This window comes from uncultured Parabacteroides sp., assembly GCF_947855115.1.
Taxonomy (GTDB): domain Bacteria; phylum Bacteroidota; class Bacteroidia; order Bacteroidales; family Tannerellaceae; genus Parabacteroides.
Window position 1 is genome coordinate 1 of record NZ_CANTZW010000049.1, and the last position, 16,126, is coordinate 16,126.

17 protein-coding genes and 4 pseudogenes are annotated in these 16,126 nt (G+C 45.0%); 5 read left to right on the forward strand and 16 right to left on the reverse strand.

The window, feature by feature from the left end:
• The first annotated feature begins 328 nt into the window (after positions 1–328).
• The gene (locus Q0110_RS17730) at positions 329–1,561 is read left to right on the forward strand and encodes a site-specific integrase (RefSeq protein WP_297909656.1); all 1,233 of its coding nucleotides are present in this window, start codon (positions 329–331) and stop codon (positions 1,559–1,561) included.
• A 64-nt stretch (positions 1,562–1,625) separates the two neighbouring features.
• Here Q0110_RS17730 and Q0110_RS17735 read toward each other — a convergent pair whose 3' ends face one another.
• The gene (locus tag Q0110_RS17735) at positions 1,626–1,919 is read right to left on the reverse strand and encodes a helix-turn-helix domain-containing protein (RefSeq protein ID WP_297909702.1); all 294 of its coding nucleotides are present in this window, start codon (positions 1,917–1,919) and stop codon (positions 1,626–1,628) included.
• Positions 1,920–1,932: 13 nt separating this feature from the next.
• Positions 1,933–2,136, reverse strand: coding sequence for a helix-turn-helix domain-containing protein (locus Q0110_RS17740; protein WP_366139705.1), 204 nt, complete (start codon positions 2,134–2,136; stop codon positions 1,933–1,935).
• A gap of 695 nt (positions 2,137–2,831) precedes the next feature.
• On the opposite strand from Q0110_RS17740, the gene Q0110_RS17750 reads away from it, so the two are divergent.
• Positions 2,832–3,056: a BRO family protein gene (locus tag Q0110_RS17750; RefSeq protein ID WP_297909662.1), complete on the forward strand. Its 225-nt coding sequence runs from the start codon at positions 2,832–2,834 to the stop codon at positions 3,054–3,056.
• A 169-nt stretch (positions 3,057–3,225) separates the two neighbouring features.
• On the opposite strand, the gene Q0110_RS17755 is transcribed toward Q0110_RS17750, so the two are convergent.
• From Q0110_RS17755 to Q0110_RS17775, 5 genes and pseudogenes are all read right to left on the reverse strand, one after another.
• Positions 3,226–3,555: a hypothetical protein gene (locus Q0110_RS17755; RefSeq protein ID WP_297909665.1), complete on the reverse strand. Its 330-nt coding sequence runs from the start codon at positions 3,553–3,555 to the stop codon at positions 3,226–3,228.
• 169 nt (positions 3,556–3,724) lie between these two features.
• A pseudogene (locus Q0110_RS17760) lies at positions 3,725–4,112 on the reverse strand (amidoligase family protein); the annotation flags it as partial.
• Positions 4,113–4,329: 217 nt separating this feature from the next.
• Positions 4,330–5,156: pseudogene (locus tag Q0110_RS17765) on the reverse strand (ParA family protein).
• Positions 5,157–5,248: 92 nt separating this feature from the next.
• Positions 5,249–5,590 carry a DUF3408 domain-containing protein gene (locus Q0110_RS17770; protein ID WP_297909668.1) on the reverse strand — a complete coding sequence of 114 codons (342 nt, stop codon included), beginning with the start codon at positions 5,588–5,590 and terminating at the stop codon, positions 5,249–5,251.
• A gap of 30 nt (positions 5,591–5,620) precedes the next feature.
• Entirely contained in the window at positions 5,621–6,028 is a 408-nt protein-coding gene (locus tag Q0110_RS17775; protein ID WP_297909671.1) for a DUF3408 domain-containing protein, read from the reverse strand.
• Positions 6,029–6,219: 191 nt separating this feature from the next.
• Between Q0110_RS17775 and Q0110_RS17780 the strand changes: the two genes are divergently transcribed.
• The 3 genes and pseudogenes from Q0110_RS17780 (at position 6,220) to Q0110_RS17790 (ending at position 8,763) form a co-directional block, all read left to right on the forward strand.
• Complete coding sequence (locus Q0110_RS17780; protein ID WP_297909674.1) at positions 6,220–6,375, forward strand: hypothetical protein; 156 nt, start codon at positions 6,220–6,222, stop codon at positions 6,373–6,375.
• 610 nt (positions 6,376–6,985) lie between these two features.
• Positions 6,986–7,672: pseudogene (locus tag Q0110_RS17785) on the forward strand (response regulator transcription factor).
• A gap of 183 nt (positions 7,673–7,855) precedes the next feature.
• Positions 7,856–8,763, forward strand: a pseudogene (locus tag Q0110_RS17790) (AI-2E family transporter).
• Between the two features lie 123 nt (positions 8,764–8,886).
• Here the strand turns inward: Q0110_RS17790 and Q0110_RS17795 are convergent.
• From Q0110_RS17795 to Q0110_RS17835, 9 genes are all read right to left on the reverse strand, one after another.
• Positions 8,887–9,417, reverse strand: coding sequence for a hypothetical protein (locus Q0110_RS17795; protein WP_297909676.1), 531 nt, complete (start codon positions 9,415–9,417; stop codon positions 8,887–8,889).
• A 66-nt stretch (positions 9,418–9,483) separates the two neighbouring features.
• Positions 9,484–9,981: a hypothetical protein gene (locus Q0110_RS17800; protein WP_297909679.1), complete on the reverse strand. Its 498-nt coding sequence runs from the start codon at positions 9,979–9,981 to the stop codon at positions 9,484–9,486.
• A 31-nt stretch (positions 9,982–10,012) separates the two neighbouring features.
• Positions 10,013–11,245 carry a hypothetical protein gene (locus Q0110_RS17805; RefSeq protein ID WP_297909682.1) on the reverse strand — a complete coding sequence of 411 codons (1,233 nt, stop codon included), beginning with the start codon at positions 11,243–11,245 and terminating at the stop codon, positions 10,013–10,015.
• A gap of 10 nt (positions 11,246–11,255) precedes the next feature.
• Positions 11,256–12,098 carry a hypothetical protein gene (locus Q0110_RS17810; RefSeq protein WP_297909685.1) on the reverse strand — a complete coding sequence of 281 codons (843 nt, stop codon included), beginning with the start codon at positions 12,096–12,098 and terminating at the stop codon, positions 11,256–11,258.
• A gap of 33 nt (positions 12,099–12,131) precedes the next feature.
• The gene (locus Q0110_RS17815; protein ID WP_297909688.1) at positions 12,132–12,950 is read right to left on the reverse strand and encodes a caspase family protein; all 819 of its coding nucleotides are present in this window, start codon (positions 12,948–12,950) and stop codon (positions 12,132–12,134) included.
• A 16-nt stretch (positions 12,951–12,966) separates the two neighbouring features.
• Positions 12,967–13,869, reverse strand: coding sequence for a hypothetical protein (locus tag Q0110_RS17820; RefSeq protein ID WP_297909691.1), 903 nt, complete (start codon positions 13,867–13,869; stop codon positions 12,967–12,969).
• Positions 13,870–13,892: 23 nt separating this feature from the next.
• Positions 13,893–14,843, reverse strand: a complete 951-nt coding sequence (locus Q0110_RS17825) for a DUF6175 family protein (protein ID WP_297909694.1) — start codon at positions 14,841–14,843, stop codon at positions 13,893–13,895.
• A gap of 15 nt (positions 14,844–14,858) precedes the next feature.
• A complete protein-coding gene (locus tag Q0110_RS17830; RefSeq protein ID WP_297909697.1) occupies positions 14,859–15,338 on the reverse strand; it encodes a hypothetical protein in 480 nt (159 codons plus the stop codon).
• Positions 15,339–15,351: 13 nt separating this feature from the next.
• Positions 15,352–15,861: a hypothetical protein gene (locus tag Q0110_RS17835; RefSeq protein ID WP_297909699.1), complete on the reverse strand. Its 510-nt coding sequence runs from the start codon at positions 15,859–15,861 to the stop codon at positions 15,352–15,354.
• Positions 15,862–16,126 lie beyond the last annotated feature (265 nt).

Here is a 16,126-nt window from a genome sequence, read left to right on the forward strand (position 1 = left end):
TAGAGCACAACACTTTTAATGTTGGGGTCCTGGGTTCGAGCCCCAGGCGGATCACATAGGAACAAAGCCAAAAGGCGACAAAAAACAGACAAGTCCCACAATATCAAGATATTGCGGGACTTTTTTTATTGTTTTAGTCTTGCTTGAAAGACAAAAAAAGGGCACGAAAAGACACGGTTGAGTATCCAAATCGTACCCCCTACCCCAAAAAACGATTAGGGGGTACGATTGTCGGAAAATGTCTTACTTTTGACGGGATTTGTCTATACTCTATTTATCTCATTTACAGTGATTAAAATTAGTTTTGCAATCTAAAAAAAGTGAGATTATGAAAAATGAAAAGAGTACATTCAGCGTATTGTTTTACCTGAAAAAAGACAAGATGAAAAAGAGTGGTTTAGTACCCATTCATGCCCGTATCACAATCAACGGCAAACAAACCCAATTCAATACCAAGTTAGAAGTCTTTGAAGCCAACTGGAAATCCGGCAGAGCCATAGGCAAATCAATGGAGATACAAAGGCTTAACTCCATGCTGGACGACATCAAAGCAAACATCCGTTCCCACTTCCACAACCAGCTAATGCGGGACAGCTATGTTACCCCCGAAAGCGTTAAAAATGCACTATTGGGAAAAGAGGAAGAAGCACTAACCATTCTGTCGTTCTTTGAACAGCACAACGACCAATACAAGAAAAAGGTCGGAGCAGGAGAAGCCACGCCCAAAACGTACAGCAGATACGAACTTACCAAGTTACGCCTGACTGAATACATGAAAGATGAATATCGTGTATCAGATTTGCCTATACGTCAAATCAACAAGGTATTTATTGAGAACTTCTACCTATATATAATAAAGAACCACGATTGTTCACCCAATACAGCGATGAAGTTCATCCAGCGTTTCCGCACGGTTATAAACTTTGCACAAGGTACAGGATTGATTACTGCCGACCCGTTCGCCAATTATAAACTGAAATTCGAGTATATAGAAAGAGGCTATCTTGACAAAGACGAGATAAGCAGGATATGTAATAAGGATTTCGCTTCTAAACGACTGGAGCAAGTGCGGGATATATTCATTTTTAGCTGTATGACCGGTCTTGCCTACGCGGATACGAGGGCTCTCCATCCCCGTCATATCGGAAGGACCTCGGAAGGAAGAAGGTATATCCGCATCCGCCGTGCCAAGACGGACGTGGAGGCGTTCATCCCGCTGCATCCCATAGCCGGACAGATACTGGAGCTTTACAACACCACGGATGACGACAGGCCGGTATTCCCGCTGCCTGTCCGCGATGTCCTCTGGTACGAGGTACATGGAATGGGCGTGGCATTAGGCATGAAAGAGAACCTGTCCTACCACATGGCCCGGCATTCGTTCGGGACCCTGACGCTGACCGCGGGCATTCCGATAGAGAGCATCGCCAGGATGATGGGCCATACGAACATCGACAGCACGCAGGTCTACGCCCAGGTCACCGACCGGAAAATATCCTCGGACATGGACCGGCTGATGGAAAGAAGAAAGCCTGCCGCCGGCAAGGAAGCCGCCGACTAAATAAGAATTGCCGCCGGAATCGTAAATGCAATTCCGGCGGCAATCCTTAAACTTGAATACGATATTATACCGATGCAGGGTGATAATTCTCCTCCAACAACTTCTCGATGTCCGACTGCCTGTACAGGATCTTCCCACCGAGCTGGATATAGGGAATCCGTCCTTGGTCCCTGTAATCCTGCAGGCTCCTGCGGCTGATCTTCAACATCCCGGAAAGCTCCCTGTCGGTCAGAAACCGTTCCCCGTTGAAAGGAGGACGGTTGTTACAGGCAAGACGTTCCACTTTTTTCTCCATATTGTCCAGTAGGGCAAAGAACCTGCGGACACGTTCGTTCTCCTTGTCGATAATACCTTCCATTTTCTTCCGTTCTTTAAAGGTTTCCATTCTTTATTCTTTCCCTCACCGCCTTCTCCTTGCGTCTGATGCCGACGTAGGTCATCAGTTTCTCCACGTCCCCGGGTTTGTAATAGAACTTCCGCTGGAGGCGGGTGAACGCCAGCCGTCCGGTATCGCGGAGGGTCTGCAGGGTACGCGGCGAGATGTCAAGGCGCAGGCAGACATCCTGGCCGTCCAGTCACTCTCCGGGTTCTTTGCTGCGGTTCCTCTCATACAGTCTGTCCACATCTCCGGACAGTTTCTCGGCGCGTGCCAGCATCCTCTCAAGGACACCGGCCTCGATGTAACATATTTCCATTTGTTTACAATTTTAAATGTTCGTCAATGCGAATATAAGGGAAGAAAACATGCGGGACAAGCATATTCCCCCGGCTGGCACGAATAGTCACGAATAATCAGTTTTTGTCATATGTGCGGGAAAAAGACTCCGTAGCCAGTCGGTTTTCACGCCCCCCTTCGGAAAACCCGCGGCAGGGCGGCCTTCCCGATTTCTTTGCCCAGGCTGGGAGGAGTTTCCAACTAATCCCCTGTTTGTGACCGAGATGATGGGGGGCCGTCAATTGGACGGTATTACCTTTTCTTCCTGGCGGCAGCAGTCCATCAAGGGATACGGGAACGCCGTCGTCCCCCAGGTAATCCATGAGATATTCAAAGCGATAGGATCAACCTATAAACAGTAAACGACACGCACATGTCAGTCATAACAGAACATCCCGAGTTCGGCAAGGTCCGGACCGTGGAAGCCGGAGGCAGGGTCTGGTTTTGCGCCAGGGATGTGGCCTCGGCATTGCCCAAGGATGCCGTCAACCGGCATTGCGAGCCGAAGGGGGGGGACGCATCCACGACCTCCTGACGGCCGCCTGCCGTCAGAAAGTGAAGTTCATCGACGAGGGGAACCTGTACCGCCTGATGGCCGGCAGCCGCCTGCCCTCGGCCGAAAGGTTCGAAAGCTGGATCCTCGACGAGCTGGTCTCGCGCACGCTCAAGGAGGGCGGCTACCTGCTGGAAAAGGAAAACGCGTTGAACACCCTTAAATTGAACCTGCGGGCCCCGAAAGTACATTATTTTGACCGGGTGCTCCGCTCTTCAAGCACCTAACAGCCACGCATACGGTGTGGACCGAGAAGGGCCGTCTGTTCATCCACTGTCTCTTCAGCGGCCTGTCTCTCTTTTAACCCTTCGCCGCTGGCGGCAACAAAAAAGGTCTGTTCCCCCGTTATTTGGGAGAACAGACCTTGAAGTCTCCGTCCCGGACCTGTTTTATTTATCAAGGCATGTCTACCGAATGGCCCGCTCCCCTGATGGAGCTGTAGTCCCCCCGGATCACTTTCCGCATCGACCTCAGGATATACTTGCACGTGCCACGTATATCGGAAAAGCCGAAGCCCAGCCAGCCGTCACTGAAATACGCCTTTATGCACCGGGTATTCCTGATATATCCCATATAATACATTTTGTCAGCGCCGACCTCCCTTGCCTCCATCCGCACCTCGTAATATTCGCCCTCATGCTCCACGCCGACTTCCCACAGGCAGGTTTCCGTGTCCGCTCCCGGGTAGGACTCCCAGCGTCTTACGCTATGTTCCACAATCTTCATATACAGTTTTTTTAAAAGAACAAAATAAGGCGTAATTTCCTCGTCTTCATAATGATATAACTCATATTATCAATAATTTAATTTTATTCTTGTCTTCATGATCATCCGGAAGCGGAAGGCGCCTGTAGCTTTGGTCCTCTCCGGCTTTCCTTTTCCCGCAGTGTCCGGGTATCCCGCGGCTCTCGTTCACCTTCGCATCACACGGGTCAAGCGCCCGACAGACCTTCTCCAGTTCCCGCAACCCCGCTTCGCCGACCAGAATCGGGCCGACCGGCTCGAAGGTGTCGCTACCGCCCAGACCGCCGCCCGTCACGAGCTTCCAATGCGGACGGATGGTATGGTTATGATCTTCTACCATAACCTCGATCCCGGCCTCCCTGGGCTCGGGTGCGAGCCGTTCACGGGAACAGTCATAGGCCTCGATCTCGATACCGAACTTGCGGTTGAAAGTGTAATCCAACGCGGCTGTCGCCGGATGGATATTCAAACCGCCCTCACGTTCCCCCCATCCGGCGCAGGGCGTTCACCACGAAACCGTAATTGTCGTTAGTCACCATCCTCGCGATTTCCGCACGGGGAACCCCTAAAAGGTACAGCTGGCGGATCTTGCCTGTCTTCGTTGCCTCTTGCGCTAAAATGACTCTGATCTGCTCGTAACTTATTACATCCTTTATTTACACTACTAAAACAATGCGTTTATAGGAGAAGTCGTAATTATAAGGAGCCTATTATCGTGCCGTTTAGCTTAGTTTACCTCAGGCTAAGAATCCTTATTTAAGGTGTCTGTATCCTATCATCCGTTACCGCCCTGTCATCTACCCGGCCGGCAGCGGGTTCCTCCAGACCGATGGCGCGGCATATCTCCTCCACCAGTTCCGGAAGGCCGGAATCCTTCTCCTGGCGGGAATCGGGCGGGAACAGCGTGGAGCGGAAGACCCCCTTGCGGACAGGGTCAGCCTCCCGGGTGTAGCGGAGGGTGTTCGGAACGTGCGAGGACAGCAGCCGCAGCCCCATCCTGTGGATGACCCGGTTCCAGCCTCGTACAAGTCCTTCCGTCCCCTCCTGTCCACCATGTTCCAGAACAGCCGGATCCCTTTCAGGTTGCAGTTCCCCTTGGCGATCAGCTCCTCTTCCAGCGCCTTGGCAAACTGCAGGGAGCTCTGCATGACGATGTTGTCCGCCTTGAGCGGGACAAAGATGTAGTCCATCGCGGCGACGGTATAGACCACACCCTCGCAGCGGAGCGTTCCGGGGAGGTCAAAAAGCACGACATCGAAAACCTCGCCTTTCTCCCCGGTATAACGCCGCAGGTCCTCCACGGCTTTTTCCGGATCACTCTTGATGACCGGGTAGGCAGGCTTTTGGATTCTCTCGTGCTGCCGGTAAAGGCTCACCTTCAGGTCATCGTTTTTCATGACGTTCTCTATGTCCCTCTCACGCATCAGCGCGATACTGTGCTGCGGGGAGTCACAGTCCACGACAGCCACACGCAGCCCTTTGCGGTAATGCAGCACACTGGCCAGCAGTACCGTAAAGACCGATTTGCCCACGCCGCCCTTCTGGCTGGCGACGGCAACCAACAACTCTTTTTCTTTTTTCATGCTCATACCTTTAAAATGTTAAACACTATTGTTCCTGAAACAAAAAACAATGCCCCGATCGGGTGAGATGCCCTGTCATGGGGGACGGCCCCTTATGTCCGGCCGGGCAGGAACTCCTCCAGAATCATCTTCGCCGTTTCCCTGTATTCTTCCAGATGCTGCGAGACAAGGTGGTTGATGAACCCCTCCAGCGTGACCTTCCCGTTTTCCGAGGCTCCCGCCAGGATGGAGAGTTTCCGGTGTAGGGTGGCGGGAATGTGCAGCGACCGGCGCTGCACGCTCGCAATTCCATTCAGGTATTCATCGCCGTAGAGGGACGGCTGTACGGACCCGTTCCCCCGGGGCCGGGCAGGGGCTTTCCCCATTATCCCACGGATGTGCTCCGCATCCATTCCGCCGGGCCCCGTCCGGCCTTTCACGTTCTTTCCTTTCATTGACATGTCTTTTTGAATATTTACAGATGTTTACCGGCGGGCCGTCCCATCCTCGTCATTCCAGGGTCGGTAGACCTCACCGAGCAGCCCGGCGATATCCTCCCTGTGCTCCTCCATATGAAGTTCCAGCAGCCGGATGATGAAACCCGAGATGCTGCCGCGACCGGAGGCCCTGACTAGCATGGCGATACGGCGGTGCAGCCTCCCGTCAATGTACACGGTCTTCCACTCCGCGGACTTGGGAGCGGGAACCAGAAACCTCCTCTTGTATTCTTCCGGGGATGTCACTTCTGCCGCCCGGGACCGCCTTTCACGGCCCGGCGTATCCACTGGAGGTTCCGGAGATGTGGAGACGGGATCTGACAGGAAGTTCCCCATAAGCCCGACCCTCCCGAGAATTATATCGGAAAGCCGGTCCTTTTCCTTTTCTGAATCCATTTTCTTAAAATCTTAAATTATTAAATTACACGACCGGTATTGTTTCGGAATACAAAATAAAGGAAGAAGAGGACAGGATGGAACCGCCTGTCACTTATAGTCATGGAAAGTCAGTTTTTGTCATGGGATGTGTAAAATGGGAAGGTGGGGAGGCTCTCCATTTGCAGAAGTGTAGAAGTAACAATCCGTCAATGGAGACAATGAAGGAAGAACACGAGGTCTATACGGCTCACCGCCTGTTCTCCATTTGCAGAAGTGTAGAAGTAACAATTCGTCAATGGAGACAACGAGGGAAGAACACGAGGCGTACACGTCTCACCGCCCGTTCTCCATTTGCGGAAGTGTAAAAATGACAATCCATTAATGGAGAATAGGGTATGGAAAGGGCAGATTTCCCGTATATGCGCCTCCTTATTCCCGAATTATGGGCGTAAGTCACATGACTATGGAGAGATATCCATCCTTTTATGGAGAGAGAAGCCGGCAAATATCCGATGGAAATGCCCCGTAAATCACAAGAGAACATCCATATAATGGACTGATACACAATAATTATTGTAGAAACGTGGTCCGCCCCTGCGGACAGCAAGTTGTCTTTTCGTTAAACGAAAACCAAGCGGTTTAACGGCAATCATGCCGCCAAACCGCCCCGCAAAGCTCCGGAGATCGCTTTGTCAACCAAGACAGGAGAAAATCAGGGATACCCATTCTTTTTCCCAACGCCTCTTTCAGGTTCTCCTGCGGGGTAAGCCCCGGCTTCTTGCGAGAATCCGTTACTAAATGATATATAGCCGTTTAAATATAACCTAATTTTCCATATTTCATTTTGGTATTCGGATAAAGATTACAATCTTTGTATTGTGGTGCTTGGTAAATAAAGTCTCTGGAATAAAATGAAATGAGCGGCCAAGTTAAAAAGATATTTACTTATCAAAATATTTTTCATAGAGAAATAGCATGCAGAATATTTTAATAATCGAAGATGAAAAAAGAGTAGCCGACCTGCTAAAAACAGGGCTGGAAGAAAACGGATACCGAACAATGGTTGCTTATGACGGAGTAATGGGATTACGGCTTTTCCGGTCCTATCCCTTTCAACTGGTTATCTCCGACATCGTCCTGCCCAAATTGGACGGCTTTGAGCTCTGCAAAGAGATCCGTAAATCGAATGTACGAATCCCCGTGTTGATGCTGACCGCCTTAGGTTCGACGGATGACAAGCTGGACGGGTTCGATGCCGGAGCAGACGACTACATGACGAAGCCTTTTGATTTCAGGGAATTAATCGCAAGGGTAAAAGTCCTGTTGAAAAGGGATACCGGGACAGTAAATCGTCCTCCGGAACACGTTAGCTACGCGGACTTATCAATCAATTTCAGCCTTTAGGAGGTCAGGCGACAAAATATTCCCATCAAACTGTCCCCCAAAGAATACAACTTGTTGGTATACATGGTAGAAAATGCGGAAAGGGTCATCAGCCGTGTAGAAATAGCGGAAAAAGTCTGGAATACCCACTTCGATACCGGAACAAACTTTATAGATGTATACATAAACTACTTGTGAAAGAAGATAGACAAGGAATTCGAGGTAAAACTTATCCACACCAAGCCCGGAGTAGGATTCATATTGACCGACAAGCTATGAAAATAAGAACCAGACTCACTTTGCAGAACACGTCTATAATCGCAACCGTTTTTTTTGCTGTGCATGGTGATGATATACCTGATAAGTGAACAGAACCGCAACAAGACATTTTTTCATGACCTGAAAAGCGAAACGATCACAAAGGGCCACCTGTTCCTGCAGAATCAGGTGGACGCACGGACCATGCAGTCCATCTACCTGAATAACCGTATATTGCTGCGTGGACAGATGTTCCATCTGACAGAAAAGCTAAATATGAGACCGGCTTTTGCAGCTTTACTGTTACTGGGGGAAACAATCTTATGTTTCTTAATCCCAATCATATTGGCGATCTGGTTGGTAATCAACAAAACTCAAAATATTAATTTAGACCCGACTGTACTGTTAAATACAGGCCAACATATAGCGGATCTAGTTCAGGAAAAGACCGGGTTTGATGTACTGGATAGAGGAAACTTATTAAAAGCGGCCTCTATACTCCCACAAATCGGACAGTTTTTAATGGGTAGCATAAGCAGTTTCGCCGTAAATGTCGTCGTCTTGATTTTCATTCTGTACTTCATGCTGATAGGTGGAAGAAAAATGGAAAACTATCTATACACCTTATTCCCCTTCAGTGATCAAAACAAGGATGAGGCACTCAACGAGATCAATATGATCGTAAATCAAACGCCATAGGTATCCCTCTTTTGGTGGCTATACAAGGTATCGTAGCGGTGATCGGTTACTTTATCTTTCAGACTCCCGATCCGCTGTTATTTGGGTTTCTCACTTGTATCGCTACGATCATTCCCATTGTAGGGACCGCATTGGTCTGGGTTCCGTTGGCGGCTTATATGGCTTTAAACGGAGATTGGGTACATGCCTTGGGATTGGCTATTTATGCCTTGCTTGTCATTACGAACGTCGATAATCTGATTCGTTTTTTCCCACAAAAGAAGTTGGCGGATATACATCCGTTAATCACCGTCTTCGGAGTCGTAATCGGGTTGTCCTTATTCGGATTTATGGGGATCGTCTTCGGGCCGTTGTTATTATCCTTATTCCTTCTTTGTATAGATATCTTCAAGAAGAGCTATTTGGATAAATAAAACATGCCTTCTTGATAACAGAGGCAGGATTTGAGATTCTGTCCCATTGACATCTAGTCGTAGAGACGCAGCACGCTACGTCTCTACTTAATATAAATCATCTCTAAAAATGAATTTCATCCTTTAAAACTGGATACTGAACAATAATGCCGGAGTAAAAATATTCTTGGAATCCTTTACTTCTCTTTTCCCATATATAGGTACATTGTAATACTTCTTATCTATGCGATTATATCTTTTCTCGTAGCCTGTAATAACGGTCTCCTCCGAGATTGTTGTCGATTTTGATATATTGCAATATATCCTGGCCAAGAAACGCTCAGAGAAACGTAATCCAAAGCCTACTCCATAAAACATATCGCCATCTTTTAAGTTAAAGTCATAACTATAACCAATCCTTCCATCAATTACAGGGAGGATATTATAATCAAGAGGAACCGTAAAACGTACTTTCCCATAACCACCTCCTCCGAAAGAGGAACCACCATTCCCGAAAGAACCAGAGACCATAGGACCAGCTCCTATATACAAGCTAGGAATAACTCTATAACCAAAATCATACCCTAATAGAGTTGAAACTACTTTATCCTTATAACCAACCAATACATCGCCAGAAGTTCCAAAACCAGTCTGATCTTGAGCAAATGACATCATAGATGTACTCAAACAAATAACACGAATAACTTTTTCATTTTTATAGTATTTTATTAATAGATAGAATTAGAAAAGGAAACCTATACGGAATGCGTTATATTTCATTTTGAACTCATTCGATTTCTGTTGGTCATAGGCATAACCTACAGAAATATGTTTGGTCACATTCAGTCCGGTTCCTATCTCAAAACAAAAACCTCCAGTTTCAGCATCAATCCAACGTCCGTATCCTCCCCTTCCCAAAAGATAGGCAGATATACCAAGAAATTGAGGAGAATTAAGACGTATACCTGTCATGAGCTGAGGTGTAATTGTTTCCGTAAAATGTTCCGGAGCCACCAATGCCTTTAATGTTAATACATCCCAAGAGACAAACTCGTGTAAGTTCATTTGCCAGCGAAAACCGACATCTATAGAAAAATCCCCTGTTCCTCCTACCCCTAACTCAACGCCCAAATTATGGCGTTTTGTCTCATAGTTATCACTCCCGAAATCCCAATCCTGAGCACTCGAGATCACGCTAAAAAACAAGAGAGCCAACATAGACAAAATCATTCTTCTCATAGCGCTATACTTTCATATATTAGATTATTGCCTATTTAATCTCCCGAATCAACATACCCTCATAGAAATCGCCACCAGACACTTTCTGGAATTCCGTTCCATTGAATCGGGCTTCTGCCACTTCCTCTTCGGCCGCCATATAACGATTATCCCATATTTTGCCCTTGACAGGTTTAATCACGCCAACCTTTTTATATCTCATTTTACCCTGTTCGTCGAACTGGATTTCCAATACCTCATAACGGGATTCTTCATTCATGTCCTCCTTCATTCCGATATAAGCTTTCAAGGGAGAAAGGCTTACCAAAGGAGCCTTGATACGGAAATCGGCAAAAGAATGTTGCAGATCGGCCAAATTTTTATCCAACGCACGAGCACAAACCTTTTTAATCAAATCCTCATTTGTTTTCACGCCGAAGAGAGAAGTCTTGCTACTCACATTTTCAACTTTTCCCACATATTCCAAAGTAAACAAATCTTTGGATTCATTGAACTTCATCACCTTATCAACATCTATATCCGGAGCTTCCGTATATAATTGAGAATAGAATTGTTGCGCTATCTCATCATTCCATTTCAACCGGAATAAATAAGAAGTCACTTTGACCCTGAAACCTTTGATATTATCCATCAAGCCTCCGTAAAGCCAGTTGTAAGAACTTTCTAAAGGGTTCTCGGAGGTTCCAGTACCAGTGTCTCCTCCGGGAAGCCACGGTTCCGCCAAACTTGTGGCAAAATTCAACCAATCTTTCGACACCTGCCACCTGTTTGATTTATCAACATAATAAATATCATTCACAACCAAATAGGTATGAGATAGCAATCTCTCTCCGGCATCCTCCAAAAGAGACAATCCGCGAATACGTTCCTTGGCAATATTCACATCTATCATTGTTGCGTTATAATTTCCTCTCTCTTTGACAAGCTCCATATCAAATCCACCAGTCTGCTTGTCACGATTAAACCATTTCGCAACCATTCTTTTCCCTAACTGAACCTGTTTGATAAAAGAATATATATTCTTCACCTGATCTTGATCCTCTGCAAATTGAACAGACTTGACACCCAAATAGTGGTCATTAAACCTATCTGGTTTCTCTATATTTCCAAAAACATATTCTATTTCCTTATTAAAGGCCAAATTAGGATGTTTTATCATCATCATGTACAAAGATCCCCGATCATATCTAAACACTGAATCATTCTGAGCCTGCAAATAAACCAAGCTGGTAAACGATATTAATATGATATAAAATACTCTCATGCTTCATGCTTTAAAAATCCCATTCTTCGTCTATTTTATAAGTCACATCTGATTCTATTTGAGTTGGATACATTCCATTCTTTTTCAAATACTTTGTCGTACTGCCATATAACTTTAATACTTTAAATGGAGATTTCGATACGGTAATATCATAATCAGAAGGAACTTGCATTTCTTCTTCTGTCACTACACGCTCTTCTATAGTCTTTAATTCTGAAGCTACAAAACTGCTCATTTGACCAAATAAAGGAACTTTTCCTTTTGTGTCATAAGTCCACTTTAAAACAATTCCTGGAACTTGTATTCCATTTACAAAATACCAATAACATTTATATATATCATATTTTGACGAGACCCACAGTTCAATGTCGCTAGTGGTTCCTCCATTATTGGCTATAACTTGCCCTTTATAAATCTTGCAAAGTTGCCCTTTGTATTCTTTCGTCTCACCTGTATCCTTAATAGTAGATGTATTAGAAAGAGTTACACCTGACACTACATGATCTTCTGGAGAAAAACTCGATAAATAATTATTCACATATTCAGTAAAAGGAAATTGTTGTCCTTTTTTTAATAAATCATTAAAAATGATAGCTTTGTCCTCACCGGGTAACAATAGGGTATGCATATGCAAAGATTCATCTATTATATGCATATTATACCCTTTAATTAACACCTTAACATTACGAGCCCCATTATAGGCCATACCCTTAGAAAATTTAAGAACTACCTTATTGTGATTTTCAAAGTTCCTGTATGTGATTTCCCCTTCAAAAGAAGCATCATCTTGTGCCATTGCAGACAAGGTTACACCAAGAAAAATAAACAAGTAAAAAAGAATTTTAGTCTTCATAATTTATCAATTTAATCATTATACAATAATCCATTATTTTGTTAAATCATAGATTTCCATCGCACCATCATACCTACCCCATAATTCGGGGTGCTGCGAATGAGGTATCTTGTTCGCAAAATCCACGACAGAGCGGTAGACATAATCGTAAATCTCCTTAATAGTTATTTTACGATCACCATTCGTATCAGATTCTCCGGAGAGACCTTTTTTCAAGTATTTAGTAAATAAGCCATTATAATCATCTCGCATTTCAAGTGAGGTTTCATCCATGTGCGAAGACATAAAATATATAACCTCGCTATTCCTCGCAGATTGAACCGAAATATTCAACTGCTCACCTTTGTTCAACCCTCCACTGAAACAAGCATCGGCAATCACGATCTTTTTCCCCGCACGGCAATTCCGGAACAAGATCTGCATTTCCTGATAACTTAATCCTCCATAAGATCGATTAGCCTTAGCCAGCTGGTCTCGGCTTGCCGCATTCCGGATCACATCGCTACCTCCTAACGAAAGGCTTCTAGCAGACATATCCCAACAGCAGAAACCGCCTTCATAACCATGCCCACTGAAAAAGAAAATCATGGTATCCTCTTTCTTCGCACGAGCAAATGAACCACGTAACGCGGCTATGGTAGCCGCATGGGTCGCTTGTTTCCCCAATAAAGTATGGATGTTTGCCCCCTGTTTGCGCATCAAATCATTGAATGTCCTGACATCGTTTTCCGTAAGCCTTAAATCATTGATCTCTTTATAATCAGCAATTCCAACGGACACAACATATATCTTCTGCGCCAATACTTGCAATGGCAAGCATAATACGATTAAAAATAACCTCAACCATCCCATACGACTTCTACCGTTTTTATCTAAAAATGAAATTGATAGTCTCTTTAGGTTGATTTTGCGCGAATGCGAGAGCGATCTCGCGAGCATATCGCATCCTTTGCAATTCAATACGCACTCCATCATCCCAACGTTTCAATTTGAAATCCCACTCTTTTCCCATATGCTTCTTGATCTCATCGACCAAAGCTTGGGCATCTCCATAGCAGGCGGCGTCCGGATAGATCTCTGAGAGAAATACACTGGCTACAGCCGCATTCTCCGACGTAAATCCCGACATCCAAGCGGCCTGTGCCTGCGCTAAATTCTCAACACACTTTTGATTCACGAATTGCCGGTAGACCAATTTTAGTTCCTCCATCGACGCGTCATATCCTACACAACATTCAGGTATGGAAACCAAATAGAAAAGCGCCTCCTCATAATTCCTTAAAGCCGCTTTTTCCTTTGCCTTCTTGATGATGTATCGGTAGTTGCGATCATAATAATCCAACATTTTTTTCTTACCTGTCTCCACAAAAGCTTGGATCTCCTTGTTTGACGGGCTTAATTGCCTAATTCCATTGACATAAGCTTTCGTTTGGCTGTTACCGACGCTACGCACTTCCACGGAGGTAGAAGAGTATATTTTTTGGTCAAGCATATCTACAATGAATAGGTTTACATTCAATACATACGTATATTTAATTGGCGTGCTTGACAGGATTTCCTTATTCAATACATCCACCGATGTCGTGATGGCAAAACGAGAAACACTTTCATTTCCTCCGATTCCATGAAAGGTAGTGATATGCCGCAACTTATTCTTGATTTGAGATTCAGATGTGGCATCCAATGTCTCCGCTTGTTCTGGAATAACCACACTCAAGGGTATATCACACTCTTGAGAGAAAGCTCTAACTCCCACCAAAGCTAGTAACATAATAAACAGACCTTTTTTCATTCTCAATCCTCCAATTTTCCTTGAATATACAATAACGCCCGTCCCAAACCTTGTTCCGCGACCATGGTCTTGATTCTATAAGGTTCCGAAGCAAGGAAATCGCTTAACTGTTCCGCGAAATGCCTAGCCACAATAGGCAATCCATCCGTGTCGTACAGCGAGATATTCACGTTATAATTGGCAGATCTACGTGAAGAACCTGTCGAAGGTCTGGCCTTGTGCTTGTAAGCATTCGTCAAAATCCATTTGTTAATGATACGGCCAACGTCGCCACCCTCGACAGAAGACATGAGATGGATATCAGAACCGGTACTCACGCGGATTCCGATCTGGATGTTCCGTCCATTTTCCAATATCCTAGCAAAGTACTCTTCCATGCGACTCTTTAATTCGGGCATTTTCCCGACCACAGCTTCTCGTAACAAGGTGGCCTCAGAAGCGGACATGGACGGTTCTCCTAATCCGGTTACGTTGCAAATTGTCCTCCCTGTATAAAAATCCTTGCCAACCAATGTATAAGAAAGTTGTTTTTTCGGTCCGACTTTCTCTATCGAATAATTGACATCAAGTATGATATCCGCAGTAGCTCTTTCCCTTCGAGATTCCAATGCGCTAATATCTGCCATATTTCCATCCTCGTCATCAATGAATTCCTCTTCTCCTACCAACTCGTCAAGCATTTCCTCTTGTCCTTGCAGGTTATTTGTCTCCAATCCTTCATCATTCAGCAATGCTTCAATGGTTGCGATGCTTTGAAGCATTTTTGAATCATTCATCGCGCTCGAACGGTCATACACTTTCTTTTGTTGCCCTTGCACGTCCTCGATCCTCATAAACCCGTTATCCGCACACCACTGATTACCGGGACGTACCATAATTGTAGGCAAAGTGGCTTGCGCCCAAATACCTACAGTGCTAAAAACACACAGAACGATCGTAATAAATCCTTTCATATTCTTTCCCTCTATCTATTTGATGATACCATCTTGCTGTAAACGTTGCTTAAGTTCTGAACGAAGAACCCGTACGGTCACCCCATACTTATAAACTTGTTTGTTTTCCATTACTTGCCTTGAATTAGGTTTCTCATCTTTTAAGTTCACGAAATATGTATAATCCCCCTTATCGGCAAAAAAACGGTTGAAATAATCTTGATACTTCTCCGCTCCATTTGCCTCCAAGACAAGAGGCCGCATGTTATAATCGTTTACCCCCCGCACGATTCCTTTAAAAATCACATCGTGAACCGCTTTCTTCATCGCTTGATTAAGAGCGTCACTCTTGCTGTTGCCTCCGCCCCAGACACGTAAAGTAAGTGAACCGTCATATTCCGTGCCGATGCACTCTGTCTCAAATGAATAAAAAGCTCCTAGATCAGAAGGTTTGTTCACTCTGCAAGAGCAAACAGAGGCAATGGCCAAACAAAAGATAAAGAATTTCAATTTCATACTCATCAATGTTTTAATTAAATCCTTCTGTAATTCTCCGTACGATACCGGCTTGTTGCAAAACTGTACGTAACTGATTCCGATTTACCTTGACAACCGTAGTCACACGATATTCCTTTTTGTTGACTTTCACCGTTTCTGTAGTAGACTCTACCATGTCCGCATAGGATAGATATTGTCCATCTGATTGGAAAAACGCATTGAAGAAATCCCCATGCTGTTGTGCTGCGGCAGCCGAGGTAACTAAGGGACGCAAATTATTGAAACCTGTTACACCTGTCTCGCTGACACCACGGAAGATGATACCATGTACAGCCGCTTTCTTCAGCAAACTCACAGTCGCCTTCTTGGGCTTATCCACATAGAGTGAGACTTTCACCAATGCATACCCATCCGCTCCGACACCGGCAGAGGCTATATCGTACTTCAAGGGATCATTCCCCTTGGCTTGCAGAAAGAACGGGCAAACAACGCTTATCATTAACATGATAAGTGGTTTCCATAAAAATCTTTTTGTCTTCATTTTCATCAAATATTGTTTTAACATTCATTAGTTCATTACTTATTCAACAAACTACTAATGTCCGTTTCTCACGAGAGAAAGGTATTTTTTATGATAGTAGTTTTTAATAAATCCTTAATTATCATTTCTCTATAACAATTGACAGGTGCATTTATAGTTTCGTTCTCATCAGAAATTAACATCTGTCCGTCCTTACATCAAGCAGACTTCCAGACGAGTTTGTGCCTGTTTTTATTGTATATCTCTCCGTAAGAGATGAATAACA